Origin of the sequence: Falsiroseomonas oryzae (assembly GCF_027856955.1) — a bacterium.
GTDB lineage: Bacteria > Pseudomonadota > Alphaproteobacteria > Acetobacterales > Acetobacteraceae > Falsiroseomonas > Falsiroseomonas oryzae.
On sequence record NZ_JAPSMD010000102.1, the window covers coordinates 1 to 14,704 of the forward strand.

Here is a 14,704-nt window from a genome sequence, read left to right on the forward strand (position 1 = left end):
CGCGCCCGGCGCGGTCCGGCATCGCCTGCCGCGCTCGGCGCCGTGCTGGCCACCCTGCTGTCCGTGCTGCCGGGCGCGGATGCCCTGGCGCAGCCGACGGGGCTGCCCGGCCTCGGCGCGCGCGCGACCTCCGACGAGCCGGTGACCTTCACCGCCGAGGAGGTCGAGTTCGACCAGAACACCGACACCGTCACCGCCCGCGGCCGCGTGGAGGCATGGCAGGGCAACCGCGTGCTGCGCGCCGACCGCTTCACCTACAACCGCACCACCGGCGTCGCGACGGCGGAAGGCAATGTCGTGCTGATCGAGCCGGACGGCCAGGTGCTGTTCGCCGATCGGGCCGAGCTGTCGGGCGGCATGCGCGACGCGGCTCTGGAAGGGCTGCGCGGCCTGCTGGCCGGCAATGCGCGGGTGGCCGCCGCGGGCGCGCGTCGCACGGACGGGCGCGTCACCGACCTCGCCCGCGTCGTCTATTCCGCCTGCGACCTCTGCCCGGAGGACCCGGACCGGCCGCCGCTCTGGCAGCTGCGTGCCCGCATCGCGAGCCTGCATTCCGACGAGCAGCGCGTGCGCTACCGCGACGCCGCGCTGGAATTCGCGGGCTGGCCGCTGTTCTACACGCCATATCTCAGCCACGCAGCGCCGGACGCGCCGCGCGTCACCGGCTTCCTCTCGCCGACGCTGGGTTACACGAAGCTGCTCGGCGGCTTCTGGCAGCAGCCCTTCTACTGGGCCATCGACGACAGCTCGGACGCCACCATCACCACCAACCTTTCGACGCTGAACGTCGGCAACGTCGGGGCGCTGTACCGCCGCCGCTTCAACAGCGGCACGCTCAGCATCGACGGCTCGGTGGGCAACCTCAGCACGGACGAGGTATCGCAGCAGGGCATCGGCTGGAGCCTGTTCTCCAGCGGCGCCTTCGCGCTCGACGAAACATGGCGCGCCGGCTTCGCGGTGAATCGCGCCTCCTCGCGCGACTACCTGCGCGCCTATCAGTACAGCGCCCCCCAGGTGCTGGCCTCAAACGCCTTTCTCGAGGGCTTCTGGGGCGTGCAGGGATATGCGCGCGCGGATGCGCGGGCCTACCAGGCCATCCTGAACAGGTCCAACACGGGCCAGATCCCCTTCGTCCTGCCATATGGCTATGCCGAATGGGTCTTCCCGCAGGACCGGTTCGGCGGGCGGTTCAGCCTGGACGCCCAGGCCTATTCGATCTTCCGCGACCAGGGCACGGATTCGCGGCGCTTCGGGACACGGGCGAGCTACGAGCTGCCGATCCGCGGCAGCTACGGCGAGATCTGGACCCTGCGTGGCCGGGCCGACCTGCTGGCCGGCCACGCCGACAACACCGCGCAGAGCGGCGCGCTGGCCCCCGGCATCGCGGGCCAGGATGGCGGCTGGACCAACGGCAACGTCCGTGGCGCCGTGGATGTGCGCTGGCCGCTGGCCCGCTCCGCCGGCGAATGGGGCAGCCAGATCATCGAGCCCCGCGTGCAGTTCGTGACCGGCCCGAACACCGGGACCCAGCTGCGCATACCGGCCGAAGACAGCATGGACCTGGAGTTCACGGACGCCACGCTGTTCGAGCTCAACCGCTTCCCCGGCCGCGACCGGCAGGAAGGCGGAACCCGCATGGACGCCGCTCTCCGCGGCGCCTGGCTCTTCCCGAATGGCGGGCAGCTGGAAGGCCTGGTCGGCCGCAGCTTCCGCACCAGCACGGAGGCGCTGTTCCCGGTGGGTTCCGGCCTCGAGAACCGGGCCTCGGACTGGGTGGCACGGGCGCGGCTGGCGCCGGTGCCCTGGTTCGAGCTGCTTGGCCGCACGCGCCTGGACGGAGAGAGCGGGGAGCCGCGGCTGTGGGATGCCTCCGGCACGGTGTTCGCCGGGCGCTATTCCATGACCGCGGGCTACCTCAACACCCAGCCCTCCCCATACGGCTTCTACGCCAAGCGGGACGAGATCAGCCTCGGCGGGTCCATCCAGCTCAACCAGAACTGGCGCATCGGCGGTTTCGGCCGCTACGATCTGGCGCTGCGGGAGCCGGTCTCGGTCCAGGCGGCGCTGGCGTACGAGGATGAATGCCTGGTCTTCGAGACGCGATTCATCCGCCGCTGGGCAGAGGAGCCGGGCACGCAGCAGGATTCGCTCGGCAACACCATCCTGCTGTTCCGGGTGACCCTGAAGACCATCGGCGATTTCGGGATCAGGGCCCTGTGATCCCGCCCCGCCGCCCAGCCGGGAACGTGGTCGGCACGGCTGCCACGGGCGGTCCCGCCCCGGTGATCCGGCGATTCGCGCCCGGGCTGTTCCCACCCGGCCCCGCCGCAGGCTAGGAGAGCGCCATGCGACCCTTCGCCCGCGCCCTGCTCCTCTCGACGGTCCTGCTCGCCGGCCCCCTGGCGGCGCCGTCGCAGGCCCAGACCACCAACCGCATCGTCGTGGTGGTCAACGGGGACATCGTGACCAGCGCCGACGTGGACGGACGGCGGCGGCTCTTCGCGATCAGCGCCGGGCTGCAGCCCTCGCAGCAGGTGCTCGACCGGCTCGCGCCGCAGGTCACCCGCCTGCTGATCGACGAGCGCCTGCGCATGCAGGAAGTCCAGCGACGCCGCATCGCCGTGACCGATGAGGACATCGCCGGCGCGATCGCCGACATCGAGCGACGCAACAACATGGCCGCCGGCGGCCTCCTCGCCCAGCTTCGCCGGGCCGGGGTGGAACCGCGCGTGCTGTTCGACCAGATCCGGGTGCAGATCGGCTGGCTCAGGCTGGTGCGTGGCCAGCTCGGCCCGCAGGCCAATCCCTCGGACGCGGAGGTGGCCGACTACATCGCCGCCCAGCGCGCCCGCGCGGGGCAGCCGGAATTCCTGGTCTCGGAGATCTTCATCCCGGTGGACGACCCTGGCGAGGAGCCGGAGGTGCGCCGCTTCGTGGAGGACGTGGTCGGCCAGTTGCGCGCCGGCGTGCCCTTCCCCATCGCGGCAACCCAGTTCAGCCAGGCGCAGAGCGCGCTTCAGGGCGGCGACCTGGGCTGGGTCGGGCCGGAGGCGCTCGACACGGAGGTGGCGCGCATCGCCACCCAGATGCCGCCCGGGGCGATCAGCAATGCCATCCGGGTGCCCGGCGGCTTCCAGATCATCGCCCTGCGTGGACGGCGGGAGGTGGGCCGCGACGAGGCCACCATGCTCAGCATCCGCCAGGTGTTCTTCCCCTTCTCGACGCCCCTGAACCCGGATGCACCGACGCCGCAGCAGGTCCAGCAGCTGGAGCGCGCGCGCGCCCTGGCCGGCTCCGCCCGCAGCTGCGAGGCGATGGAGGCGGCCGCCCGCACCACCGGCAGCGACCGCCCGCCCGATCCCGGGCCGCTGCGCCAGGAAGCGCTGAACCCGCCGCAGCTGCGCCAGCTTGTGGCCGGCCTGCAGCCGGGCCGGGCCAGCCAGCCGATCATCGCCCCCGACGGCATCGCGGTGATGATGGTGTGCTCGCGCGAACGGCGGAACGAGGCGGAGATCACGCCGGAGATCGCGCGCAGCATGATCCTGCGCGACCGCGCCGAGCTGCTCGCCCGCCAGATCCAGCGCGACCTGCGCCGGCGCGCCCAGGTGGAGACCAGGTCGTAACTCCCGCCGAGGACGCCCTTCCCTCGCTGCGCGACACCATCGCGCGGCACGGGCTGGATGCGCGCAAGTCGCTCGGCCAGCACTTCCTGCTCGACCCCGCGCTCTGCGCCCGCATCGCCTCGGCGGCAGGCGACATGCAGGGCCGCAACGTGCTGGAGGTCGGCCCGGGGCCGGGCGGCCTGACGCGCGCCCTGCTCGCCACCCCGGCAGCGAAGGTCGTGGCCGTTGAGCTCGACCGCCGCGCGGTTGCCGCGCTGGCGGAACTCGCCGCCGCCCATCCGGGCCGGCTCCAGGTGATCGAGGCGGATGCGCTGGGGCTGGATCCCGCCGCGTTGCTGGATCCACCGCGCAGGATCGTCGCCAACCTGCCCTACAACGTCGCGACGCCCCTGCTGGTCGGCTGGCTGCGCCGCGCCGCGGCACTGGAATCCATGGCCCTGATGTTCCAGCAGGAAGTCGCGGAGCGCATCACCGCGGCGCCCGGCACGGAAATGTACGGCCGGCTCGGCGTGCTGGCGCAATGGCGCTGCCGCTGCACGCTGCTGCTGACCCTGCCGCCCGGCGCCTTCAGTCCCCCGCCCAAGGTCTGGTCCGCCGTGGTCGGCCTGGTGCCGCACCCCGAGGACCCGGGCCCGGCCCTGTTCGCCACGATGGAACGGCTGACCGCGGCGGCCTTCGGGCAACGCCGGAAGATGCTGCGCGGCGCACTGAAGTCGCTCGGCGACGCCGAGGGGCTGCTGTCCGTGGCGGGCATCGACGGGCAGCGGCGCGCGGAGACGCTGAGCATCGCGGAATTCGACCGGCTGGCACGCGCCCTGCTCGCGCGGGCGTGATGGTTGAATCGATGCGCCATGTCACACGCGAAGGTGGAGCGCGGCAGCTCCGGTGATAGCCTGAGGTCATGCCCGACCGGGGACACATCAGGGAGCACGTCCGAATGCCGTCACCGTCCCGGCGCGCCATGCTCGGCGCCGCCATCGCTCTGCCGGCCCTTGCGCTGGCGCACCGTCCCGCGACCGCCGCCGCGCCCTTTCGCAACGACCTGCCGCCCGCCTGGCACCGCTTCCGCATCGGCGACTTCGAAGCGACCATCGTCTCCGACGGCGCGTTGCCGCTCGGCGACCCGACCCAGGCCTTCCTGGGCGTGGGCGCGCCGGAGATCGAGGGCATGCTGCGCAGTGCCTTCCTGAATCCCCGCGAGGCGACGCTCGAGCAGAACGCGCTGATCCTGAACACCGGCCGGCAGCTGATCCTGTTCGACACCGGCATGGGCGACAGCATGGGCGCGGCGAGCCAGATGTTCGGCCCGACCACGGGTCGGCTGCTGCGCAACATGCGGGCCGCCGGGATCGAGCCTTCGCAGATCGACCTGGTCTGCGCGACGCATGCGCATTGCGACCACATCTGGGCGCTGGTGGACGCCAACGGCAACCGCAACTTCCCCAACGCGCAGGTCGCGATCAGCGAGGCCGATGTCCGCTTCTGGACCGACGATGCCAACAAGCGCGGGCCGGCCTTCATGACGGCCTTCATTGACGGCGCGAAGAAGAACCTGGCGGCCTATCGCGACCGCATGGTCATGCTGCGCGACGGACAGGAGGTGGCGCCCGGCGTCACCGCCCTCGCCACGCCCGGCCACACCGTCGGCCACCACGTCTTCATCATCAGTTCGGGCAACCAGGTCGTGGTGAACACCGGCGACCTGGCGCACCACCAGGTGCTGCTGCTGCGCCGGCCGAACCTGGAATTCTCCTTCGACACCGACCCGAAGCTCTCGGCGCGGACGCGCGCGCGCATGCTGGACCGGCTGGCGACGGAGCGGCACGCCGTGCTGTCCTACCACTTCCCCTGGCCGGGCCTCGGCCATGTCGCGCGGGAAGGCGAGGGCTTCGCCTGGCACCCGGCGGCGATGAACGTCACGACCCTAGGGTAGCGGCAGAGCGCCGCGGGCGGGTAGCGGCGCGCGCGTCGGGGCGGCATAACCCGGGGGCTTCTCCGTCGGAGCCCCCGGAATGGCCTTACCTGATCGTCCCACCCTGCTCTTCGCCCATGTCGCCTACCGCTTCGCCGAGCGCTACGCGGCGCGCGGCGGCAGCCTGCCGGTGATCGAGGCGCGCAGCCTCGAGGAGATGGAGGCGCGCCTGCCGGAGGCCGACGTTCTTCTGGTCTCCGGCCTGTGGCGCAACCACCTGGCGAAGCCGGGCGGGCGGCTGAAGTTCATCCAGTCCATCAGCGCCGGCGTGGACCAGTACGACCGCGCCGCGCTCGCCGCAGCCGGCATCCGCCTGGCCTCCGCGCAGGGCGCCAACGCGCATGCGGTGTCGGAGCACGCGATCGCGCTGATCCTCGCCCTCGCCCGCCGCATCCCGGAAGCGCGCGACAACCAGGCGAGGAAGCATTGGCGCGGCATGATCGGCGACCTGACGCGGCGCGAGGACGAGCTTGGCGGCAAGACGCTGCTGGTCGTCGGCATCGGGCGGATCGGCGGGCGGCTGGCGCGGCTGGCCAAGGCCTTCGGCATGACCGTCATCGGCCTGCGCCGCGATCCCGCCAACGGCGCGGAGGGCGCCGACGAGATCCACGCCATGTCCGCGCTGAAGGCGCAGCTGCCGCGCGCCGACTACGTGGCCCTGACCTGCGCACTGACCGAGGAGACGCGCGGCCTGATGGACGCGGCCGCCTTCGCCGCGATGAAGCCGGGCGCCACGCTGGTCAATGTCGCGCGCGGGCGCGTCTGCGACGAGGCGGCGCTGGTGGCCGCGCTCCAGTCCGGACACATCGGCCAGGCCGCGCTGGACGTGACGGCCGACGAGCCGCTGCCGGCCGCCAGCCCGCTCTGGACCATGCCGAACGTGCTGATCACGCCCCACACCGGCGGCGAGACGCGGTCCTACGAGGACAACGTGCTGGACCTGATGGAGGAGAACCTCGGCCGCCTGCGCCGCGGCGAGGCGACGCTGTTCAACCAGGTCGTGTGACGCAGCGCGACTCGTCCACGCGCGGGGCGCGGGCCATCCTCGCCTCGCCGGTCCTCGGCGCGGCGCTGGCCGCGCTGATCGGCGTCCTCGTCATCGGCCACACCTTCGGCTGGCATGTCCTGCCGCCCTCCCACACCGGCTGGATGCTGACGGGCACCATCGGGCCGGATCCCGTGCAGTACTGGCTGGGCTACACCTTCTTCAAGCGCGCGCCCTGGAGTTGGCCGCCAGGGCTCAACCCGGATTGGGGCCTCGAGATCGGCTCCTCGGTCTTCTATTCGGACTCCATCCCGCTGCTGGCCTTCGCCTTCAAGGCGCTGCATCCCGTCGTCGAGGTGGCGCAGTACTGGGGAATCTGGCTCTTCGCCTGCGGCGCGCTGCAGGCGGTGATGGCCTGGCGGCTGGTGGGGCTGTTCACGGCGGATCCGCTGCCGCGCCTCGCCGCCGCGGCGCTGTTCGCGCTGTCGCCCACCATGCTGAACCGGCTGGGTGGCCACTTCGCGCTGGGGGCGCATTTCCTGCTGCTGGCCGCGCTGTATCTCTGCCTCACGCGGACGACGGCGCTGCGGCGGCTGGCGCAGTGGATGGGGCTGATCCTCGCGGCCTCGCTGATCCATTCCTACCTGCTGCCGATGGTCGCCGGCTTCTGGGCCAGCGACTGGCTGGCGCGCGCCGTCAGCCCCGCGACACGCAGACGCTGGCTGGTGCCGGAGGCGCTGCTCGTTCCCGGCATCGGCGTGTTCGGCCTCTACCTCGCCGGCTTCTTCGCGCTGCAGGGCGGCTTCGGTGGGACCTGGGGCGGCTATGGCCGGATGCAGCTGGACCTGCTCGCGCCCTTCGACCCGCCGCCCTGGGGCGCATGGCTGCCCGACCTGCCCGGCCCCGACCATTGGGAGACCGGCCATTCCTATGCCGGGCTCGGCGCGCTGATCGCGCTGACGCTGGGCGCCATCGCGTATCTGCGCGCGCCCTGGCCCTGGCTGCGCGCGCGCTGGCCGCTGCTGCTCGGCGTGGCTGCGATGCTGGCCATCGCCATCAGCCACCGCGTGTCGATCGGTGGTGCCGTGATCGAGCTGGTCACGCTGCCGGATGGCATCCTGGCCTATGCCGACGCGCTGCGCGCCAGCGAGCGCTTCCTCTGGCCCTTCGCCTATGCGCTGCTGCTGGCAGCTGTGGTCGCGATCCTCCGCGGCTTCGGCGCGCGCCGCGGCGGGGTGGTGCTGGCGCTGCTGGCCGTGGTGCAGTTCGCCGACATGCAGCCCGGCTTCGCCCGGCTGGAACGCTACTTCCCGCCGGGCCCCGCGGTCGCGCCGCTGCGCCTGCAGGATCCGTTCTGGACGGAGGCCGCACGCCGCTACGACCGCGTGCGGCTGGCGCCTACCGGGATGCAGGCGCGCCATTGGGAGGAGATCGCGGTCTATGCCGCGACGCTCGGCCTGACCACGGATGCGGTCTATCTGGCGCGGCTCGATCCCGCGAAGGTCGCGGCGCTGAACGCGCGCATCGCGGCGGATCTCGCTTCCGGCCGCTTTGAGCCGGGCAGCCTCTACGCCCTGGGCAGCGAGGAGACGCTGACGGCGGCGCGCAGCGGTTACGATCCCGCGCGCGACCTGCTGGCGCAATTCGACGGCATCTGGGTGCTGGCGCCGGGCTGGAAGGCGCGCTGAGCGCTACGGCAGCCCCGGTGTCTCGCGCCGCAGCGCCTCGAAGGCGGCGCGCACGCGGGATGCGCCTTCGTCGCCCGCCGGCGTGCGCAGGCGGTCGAACAGCCGTCCCTTCACGAAGAAGCGCCAGTGGACCGGCAGCGCGGCCAGGATGGCGGTGAGCTCCGCGTAGGCCGCCGGCGTCCAGATCGCCTCATGCGCCTCGCGCTCGGGGCCGAAATGGAAATGCGCGCCGGTCTCCGCGGCGCGCATCGCGGCGCGCCGTGCTGCCGTCGCCGCCTCGTCCACCGTGCCGTCGCGCAGCACCACGCCGTACTCCGCTTCCGCGGCTGCCGGCGAGACATAGCCGTAGCGCACGTCGCGCAGCACGCGCTCGGTCTCGCGGTCCAGCGGGCTGCCGCGGCCGGCGCCGCCCGGCGAGTGGATGTGCACCACGTCGCCCGGATCCATCGTCACGGTGTCCTGATTGCCCAGCACGCGCTCCCGTTCCGTGCCGGGGTTCAGCACGAAGTCGGAGGGCTTGCCCGCCTTCCCGCCCAACGTACCCCAGGCGCGGAACTTGCAGCGGTCGCGGTTGCGCGCGGTGACGCGCGAATTCGGCGCGAAGACCGTGAAGTCGAGGGCGGTACCCAGGCCGCCGCGCCAGCGCCCGGCGCCGCCGCTGTCCGGCATCAGCCCGTAGCGCGTGATGCGGATCGGCACCTCGGTCTCGGTGATCTCGATCGGCGTGTTCTTCAGATAGGCCGCATCGGCGCCGGAGCCGTTGGTGCCGTCCCGCGTCGGGAATCCGCCGGCGCCGCCGACCACGGGGTTGATCGCAGCCAGCACGGTCCGGTGCGTGCGGTTGTCCGTGGTCATCACGTTGAGGATGGAGGAATTGCCCGCGGGCGCGGCCGGCATGCGGTCCGGCACCGCCAGGTTGAAGGCGCCGAAGATGAGGCTGCGCAACCGCCCGCAGGTGAGGCTGCGCATGCCGACGGCGGCGGGAAAGACCGGGTTCACCACCGTGCCTTCCGGCGCGATGCAGGTGAAGGGCCGTGTCAGGCCGGAATTCAGCAGGATGTCCGGCTTCAGCGCGGTCAGCACGTAGTAGACGCCGACAAGCAGCAGCGTGTGCCGTGGATCGCTGCCGGTCGGCACGTTCAGCGCGGAGGTCAGCTGCGGGTCGGTGCCCGTGAAGTCCAGCACCGCGCTGTCGCCCCGGATGGACAGCCGCAGCGCCAGCCGCACCGGGTGGCCGTTCGGCCCGTCCTCGTCGCAGTAATCCGCGAAGTCGTAGTCGCCATCGGGAATGGCGCGCAGCACCTCCCGCGCCTGGTGCTCGGCGTAGTCCAGCAGCCCCGCGCAGCCCGCCTTGAAGCCGGCGGCACCGAACTTCGCGAGCATGGCGCGCACCTTGCGCTCCCCAGTGTGCAGCGCGCCGGTGAAGGCCTTCAGGTCGCCGAGGTTCTGCTCCGGCTTGCGCACGTTGAGCAGCATCACCCGCAGCAGCTCGTCGTTCAGCACGCCTCGGCGGTACATCTTCATCGGCGGGAAGCGGATGCCTTCCTGGTGGATCTCCGTCAGCGCGCGCGAAAGGCTGGCGGGCACGGCGCCGCCCATGTCCGTGTTGTGGATGTGGCCGGTGGCGTAGGCGACGATCTCGCCCTCGTGGAAGATAGGCTTCCACATGTGCATGTCCGGCGCGTGGGTGGCGAGGAAGCCGCTGTAGGGATCGTTGGTGAAGCCGATGTCGCCGGGCTCGTAGCCTTCCTCGATCATGCGGATGGCGCGGCCGTAGTAGAGGCCGGGATACCAGGTGGCGCCCAGATCCATCGGTACGGCGATGACGTTGCCGTCGGGATCGGTGATCTGGACGGTGAAGTCCTCCGTCTCCTTCACGAAGGTGGAATGCGCCGTGCGGTACAGCGTGTAGGCCATGTTCTCCGCCGCCGCGCGGGCGTGATTGGCGAAGACCTGCAGCGTGACCTTGTCCATCTTTGCGCGCCCTCAGCCCGCTGCTTCCAGGTGGAGGTTGCCGAACGCGTCCACATGCGCTGCGAAGCCCGCGGGGATGCACGCCGTCGAATCCTCCTGCGCCACGATGGCGGGGCCGACGAAGGCGTGGCCGTGGTGCAGCGCGTCGCGCAGGAACAGCGGCATCGGCCGCCGCGCGCCGTCGTGGAACACCTCCACCATCCGCTCGGGCACCGGCGCGCCCGCCACGCGGGGTTCCGGCGGGAAGTCCGGCGGGGCGGTGGCGCCGGCGATCACCACGCGCAGGTTCACCAGCTGCACCGGCGCGGCCGCGTCGGCGAAGGCGTAGACCGCCTCGTGCCGCCGGTGGAAGGCGTCGCGCAGCGCGGCCAGCTCGCCTCGCTCGATCCAGGCGGGCTCCACCGGCGCCTCCAGCTCGAAGGACTGGCCGCGATAGCGCATCTCCGCCAGCAGGCTGATCGCCGCCGTCCCCCCGAAGCGCTGTTCCTCCCGCAGCCAGCGATGCGCCTGCGCGACGAGTTCGGCCAGCGCGGCCTGCATCGCGGACAGGTTCTCCGGCACGACATCCAGGAACAGCGTGCGGATGAAGTCGCTGCGCACATCCGCGATCAGCCCGCCCAGCGCGCTGACCACGCCCGGCCGGCGCGGGATCATCACCCGCGCCATGCCGAGCTCCCGCGCCAGCAGGCAGCCCAGCATCGGGCCGGCGCCGCCGAAGGGCATCAGCGTGAAGTCGCGCAGGTCCACGCCGTAGCGCGCGATCAGTTTGTTGACCTCGGCAAACATGGAGGAGACGGCGACGTCCACCACCGCCTCCGCCGTCTCCTCGACCCCGCGCCCGAGCTGCCGCGCCAGCCGGTCCACCACCGCCTCCGCGCGGCCGCGGTCCATGCCGACGGAGCGATAGGCCAGCGGCGTGTGGCCGAGGAAGCCGCAGACCGCCATCGCATCCGTGATGGTCGCCCGGTCGCCGCCGCGCCCGTAGCAGGCCGGGCCGGGGTCCGACCCCGCGCTCTCCGGCCCGACCTTCAGCATGCCGTAGCCGTCCACCCAGGCGATCGAGCCGCCGCCATCGCCGATGGAAGTGACGGAGACGCTGGGCACGTGCAGCGGGAACTCGCCGATCATCTCGCCGGTGCCGAATTGCGGCTCGCCCTCGATCACCAGCGCGACATCGGCGCTGGTGCCGCCGATGTCGAGGGTCAGCGCATTCGCCACCCCCGCCTGCCGCGCCAGGAAGGACGCGCCCATCACGCCGGAGGCGGTGCCCGACAGCAGCATGCCCACGCAGGCCGTCCGGCCGAGCGAGGCGGCCATGATGCCGCCGTTCGACTTGGTGATCATCGGCGTAGCCGGCACGCCGCGCTCGGCCAGCGCGCTCCCCAGCCGGGCCAGGTAGCCGTCCACGCGCGGATGCACGTAGCCGTTCAGCACGGCCGTCGTGGTGCGCTCGTATTCGCGGATCACCGGCCAGACCTCCGCGGAGCCGAACACGAAGAGGTCCGGCGCCTCGGCGCGCAGGATGGCCTGTGCGGCCTGCTCATGCGCCGGGTTGCGCCAGGCGTGCAGGAACGCGATCACCACGCCCACCGCGCCGCGTTCCCGCGCCAGCGCGGCTGCGCGCCGCACATCCTCGGCCGAGAGCGGCTCGGCCTCCGTGCCGTCGGCCAGGATGCGACCGCGGATGCCGAAGATGCGGTCGCGCGGCGCCAGCGGATCGGCGCGGGTGCAGAGCATACTGTACATGTCCGGCATCCGCAGCCGCGCCAGCTCGATCACGTCCTCGAAACCGGCGGTGGCGAACAGCGCGAGCTCCGCGCCCTTGCGTTGGATCACCGTGTTGATGCCGACCGTGGTACCGTGGACGAAGGCGGTCATCGCGGCGGGGTCGAGGCCGTGTTCCGCCTGCAGCCGCGCCAAGCCCTCCATCACCTCGCGCCCGGGCTCGGCCGGGGTGGTCAGCACCTTCAGCGTGCGCAGCGCGCCGCTGTCCTCGTCCAGCGCGCAGAAGTCGATGAAGGTGCCACCGATGTCGACACCGAGCCGCCAGCCCATGCGCGCCCGTCCCGTACCCGTCCGGCGCCCAGTCTCCCGCGCCGGCGCGGAGGCGTCCACGCCGGAGTCGGCGGCGCCGGATAAGCCCGGCTTATGCGCCGGCGGGCCGCAGCAGCCCCTTCGCGGCGGGGGAGGCGGCATAGCCCCGCAGCGCCGTGCGCAGCTCCGTGCGCAGCCGTCCCTGCGCCAGGGAGAGCGGCTTGCGCGTGCCCGTCATCAGCGCGATCGGCAGCACCACCTGGGGCCGGAAGCGCCGCACCTCCACGCCGTTGAACCCGCCCCAGGGCAGCAGCCCGTCCACCAGCGCGATGCCGATGCCCTGCTGCACGAAGGCGAGCGCGATCACGGAGACGTCGATCTCGATCTGCGGCAGGAAGCGCACCCCCTCCTGCGCAAGCGCACGCCCCAGCAGCTCGCCGGGCAGGCTGTCCGACCGGTAGGAAACCAGCGTCTCCCCGGCCAGGTCGGCCGCCGACACCGCCTTGCGCGCCGCGAGCGGATGGCCGGCCGGCAGCACGCAGACGATCTCGCTCTGTCCGATGGTCTCGGTGCGGATCAGCGGGCGCGGCCGGTCGCTCATCGCGACGCCGAGATCGACCTCGCCGCGGCCGAGCATCTCGCACAGCACCTCCACCGGCACGACATTGGAGACCAGCCGCACCTCCGGGCAGGCCTTGCGGAAGGCCTGCATCGCGCGCGGCACGAAGGACAGCGCCGGCGGCGCCGAGCAGGCCAGCCGGACCGAGCCCGCCTGGCCGCGGCGCAGCTCCACGGCGAAGCGGCGGAACCCCTCGAAATCGCGATGCAGCCGCTCCGCCTCCGGCAGCAGCTGCTCGGCCTCGGGCGTCGGCACCAGGCGCCCGCGCAGGCGCTGGAACAGCTTGAAGCCGAGCTGGTCCTCGGCATGCAGCAGCAGCTGGCTGAGCGCGGGCTGCGAGACGTCCAGCGCCTGCGCCGCGCCGGTCAGCGTGCCGCAGCGCATGATGGCGCGGAAGGCCTCGATCTGGCGGGGGTTCATGGGCGTGCTCCGCGGCCGGCAATAAGGCGGCATTATGCATCCCTGCGGTCTGACTTGTGGACAGGGCTCGCGGCCCATCGGTAGCGTTCCCGTCCTGGGGTGGGTTCGGCGGGACATGCCCGGTCGCGATGCCGCCCCGGCAACCCGGGGGAGCCCGCATGTCCAGTCCCCGCGCCTCCGTCCCGCTGCGTCGCCGCGCGCTGGCCGCGCTGTCCGCCGCGCTGCTCGCGGGCCCTGCCCTGCCGGCCCGCGCGCAGACGGCCTGGCCCAGCCAGCCCATCCGCATCATCGTGCCCTTCGGCCCGGGCGGCGGCACCGACATCTCGATCCGCGTGATGGCGCCGCGGATGAGCGAGTTCCTCGGCGTGCCGATCGTCATCGAGAACCGGCCGGGCGGCGGCAGCACGGTGGGAACGGACGCGGTCGCGAAGTCGGCGCCGGACGGCAACACCTATGTCCATGCCACCCTGTCCTCCACCGGCATCGCGGCGACGCTGTACCGCAACCTGCCCTACGATCCCGTGCGCGACCTGGCGGCCGTGGCGCCGACCATCTGGGTGCCGCTGACGCTCTGCGTCACCACGCGCGGCTGGAACGTGCGCACGGCGGAGGAGCTGATCCGCACGCTGCGCGCCAGCCCCGGCCGCTTTCAGTACGGCAGCAACGGCGTGGGCGCGACGGGGCATCTCGCCAGCGCCAACTTCGCCACGCGCATCGGCGCGCAGGTGGAGCACGTGCCCTACCGCAGCGGGGCGCAGACCATCACCGCGCTGCTGGCCGGCGAGATCCACTACATGCACGACATTTACGGCCTTCTGCAGCCGCACCACCAATCCGGCCAGGCGCGCTGCCTGTTCGTGACCGCGGACGAACGCTCGCCGCTGCTGCCGGACGTGCCGACCATGCGGGAGGCGAACGTGCCGGAGTACAAGGCCTATTCCTGGTTCGGCCTGTTCGCCGCCGCAGCCACGCCGCGCCCCATCGTGGACCGCATGGCCGCGGCGGTGGAACATGCGCTGGCCGATCCCACCATCGCCGCACGGATGAACGAGATGGGCACGCCGCCGATGCGCGGCTGGACGCCCGACCGCTTCGCCGCCTACGTCCGCGAGGAGGTTGAGGCCTGGCGCCCGCTGGTCCAGGCTTCCGGCGCGCGTGCCGATTGAGGGGGCCGCGACGATGACGCAGGGCGCCACCGCCATCCTCGCCACCTGGTGCGCCGAGGCGCCGCGCGACTGGTCGGAGGCCAGCCGCCGCGGTGCGCGCCGCGCCATCCTCGACACGCTCGCGGTGATGCTGGCCGGGCAGAACGAGCCCGGCGTGCGCGCGGTGCGCCGCGCCGCATCGGGCTGGGCCGCGGGCGGCTGCTTCGTCGCCGGCAGCCACGAG

Annotated in this window: 11 protein-coding genes; 8 read left to right on the forward strand and 3 right to left on the reverse strand. The window is 72.5% G+C overall.

The window, feature by feature from the left end:
* From OZN99_RS12415 to OZN99_RS12440, 6 genes are all read left to right on the forward strand, one after another.
* Window positions 1-2,220 (forward strand): LPS-assembly protein LptD (locus OZN99_RS12415; protein ID WP_333779738.1); only part of this gene is annotated, 2,220 nt, incomplete at its 5' end.
* 125 nt (window positions 2,221-2,345) lie between these two features.
* Window positions 2,346-3,623, forward strand: a complete 1,278-nt coding sequence (locus tag OZN99_RS12420; RefSeq protein ID WP_270935554.1) for a peptidylprolyl isomerase — start codon at window positions 2,346-2,348, stop codon at window positions 3,621-3,623.
* A gap of 38 nt (window positions 3,624-3,661) precedes the next feature.
* The gene (gene rsmA, locus OZN99_RS12425; RefSeq protein WP_408611836.1) at window positions 3,662-4,456 is read left to right on the forward strand and encodes a 16S rRNA (adenine(1518)-N(6)/adenine(1519)-N(6))-dimethyltransferase RsmA; all 795 of its coding nucleotides are present in this window, start codon (window positions 3,662-3,664) and stop codon (window positions 4,454-4,456) included.
* Between the two features lie 104 nt (window positions 4,457-4,560).
* Window positions 4,561-5,556: an MBL fold metallo-hydrolase gene (locus tag OZN99_RS12430; protein ID WP_270935555.1), complete on the forward strand. Its 996-nt coding sequence runs from the start codon at window positions 4,561-4,563 to the stop codon at window positions 5,554-5,556.
* A gap of 79 nt (window positions 5,557-5,635) precedes the next feature.
* Entirely contained in the window at window positions 5,636-6,601 is a 966-nt protein-coding gene (locus tag OZN99_RS12435) for a D-2-hydroxyacid dehydrogenase (protein WP_270935556.1), read from the forward strand.
* Window positions 6,598-8,268, forward strand: a complete 1,671-nt coding sequence (locus OZN99_RS12440; RefSeq protein ID WP_270935557.1) for a DUF6311 domain-containing protein — start codon at window positions 6,598-6,600, stop codon at window positions 8,266-8,268. Before OZN99_RS12435 ends, OZN99_RS12440 begins: the two co-directional genes overlap by 4 nt.
* Before the next feature lie 3 nt (window positions 8,269-8,271).
* On the opposite strand, the gene OZN99_RS12445 is transcribed toward OZN99_RS12440, so the two are convergent.
* The 3 genes from OZN99_RS12445 to OZN99_RS12455 form a co-directional block, all read right to left on the reverse strand.
* Window positions 8,272-10,242 (reverse strand): hydantoinase B/oxoprolinase family protein, encoded by a 1,971-nt coding sequence (locus OZN99_RS12445; RefSeq protein WP_270935558.1) that lies wholly within the window; start codon window positions 10,240-10,242, stop codon window positions 8,272-8,274.
* A gap of 12 nt (window positions 10,243-10,254) precedes the next feature.
* The gene (locus OZN99_RS12450) at window positions 10,255-12,297 is read right to left on the reverse strand and encodes a hydantoinase/oxoprolinase family protein (RefSeq protein WP_270935559.1); all 2,043 of its coding nucleotides are present in this window, start codon (window positions 12,295-12,297) and stop codon (window positions 10,255-10,257) included.
* A 91-nt stretch (window positions 12,298-12,388) separates the two neighbouring features.
* Window positions 12,389-13,315 carry a LysR family transcriptional regulator gene (locus tag OZN99_RS12455; protein WP_270935560.1) on the reverse strand — a complete coding sequence of 309 codons (927 nt, stop codon included), beginning with the start codon at window positions 13,313-13,315 and terminating at the stop codon, window positions 12,389-12,391.
* A 158-nt stretch (window positions 13,316-13,473) separates the two neighbouring features.
* Between OZN99_RS12455 and OZN99_RS12460 the strand changes: the two genes are divergently transcribed.
* Together OZN99_RS12460 and OZN99_RS12465 are read left to right on the forward strand one after the other, a co-directional pair.
* Window positions 13,474-14,481: a Bug family tripartite tricarboxylate transporter substrate binding protein gene (locus OZN99_RS12460; RefSeq protein WP_270935561.1), complete on the forward strand. Its 1,008-nt coding sequence runs from the start codon at window positions 13,474-13,476 to the stop codon at window positions 14,479-14,481.
* A gap of 13 nt (window positions 14,482-14,494) precedes the next feature.
* On the forward strand, window positions 14,495-14,704 hold a 210-nt coding region (locus tag OZN99_RS12465), incomplete at its 3' end, for a hypothetical protein (RefSeq protein WP_270935562.1).

Bases quoted from the DNA above. Each gene is read 5' to 3' on its own strand.
- OZN99_RS12455 (WP_270935560.1), bottom strand. From the start codon at position 13,315: ATGAACCCCCGCCAGATCGAGGCCTTCCGCGCCATCATGCGCTGCGGC.
- OZN99_RS12450 (WP_270935559.1), bottom strand. From the start codon at position 12,297: ATGGGCTGGCGGCTCGGTGTCGACATCGGTGGCACCTTCATCGACTTC.
- OZN99_RS12430 (WP_270935555.1), top strand. From the start codon at position 4,561: ATGCCGTCACCGTCCCGGCGCGCCATGCTCGGCGCCGCCATCGCTCTG.
- OZN99_RS12420 (WP_270935554.1), top strand. From the start codon at position 2,346: ATGCGACCCTTCGCCCGCGCCCTGCTCCTCTCGACGGTCCTGCTCGCC.
- OZN99_RS12445 (WP_270935558.1), bottom strand. From the start codon at position 10,242: ATGGACAAGGTCACGCTGCAGGTCTTCGCCAATCACGCCCGCGCGGCG.
- OZN99_RS12435 (WP_270935556.1), top strand. From the start codon at position 5,636: ATGGCCTTACCTGATCGTCCCACCCTGCTCTTCGCCCATGTCGCCTAC.
- OZN99_RS12460 (WP_270935561.1), top strand. From the start codon at position 13,474: ATGTCCAGTCCCCGCGCCTCCGTCCCGCTGCGTCGCCGCGCGCTGGCC.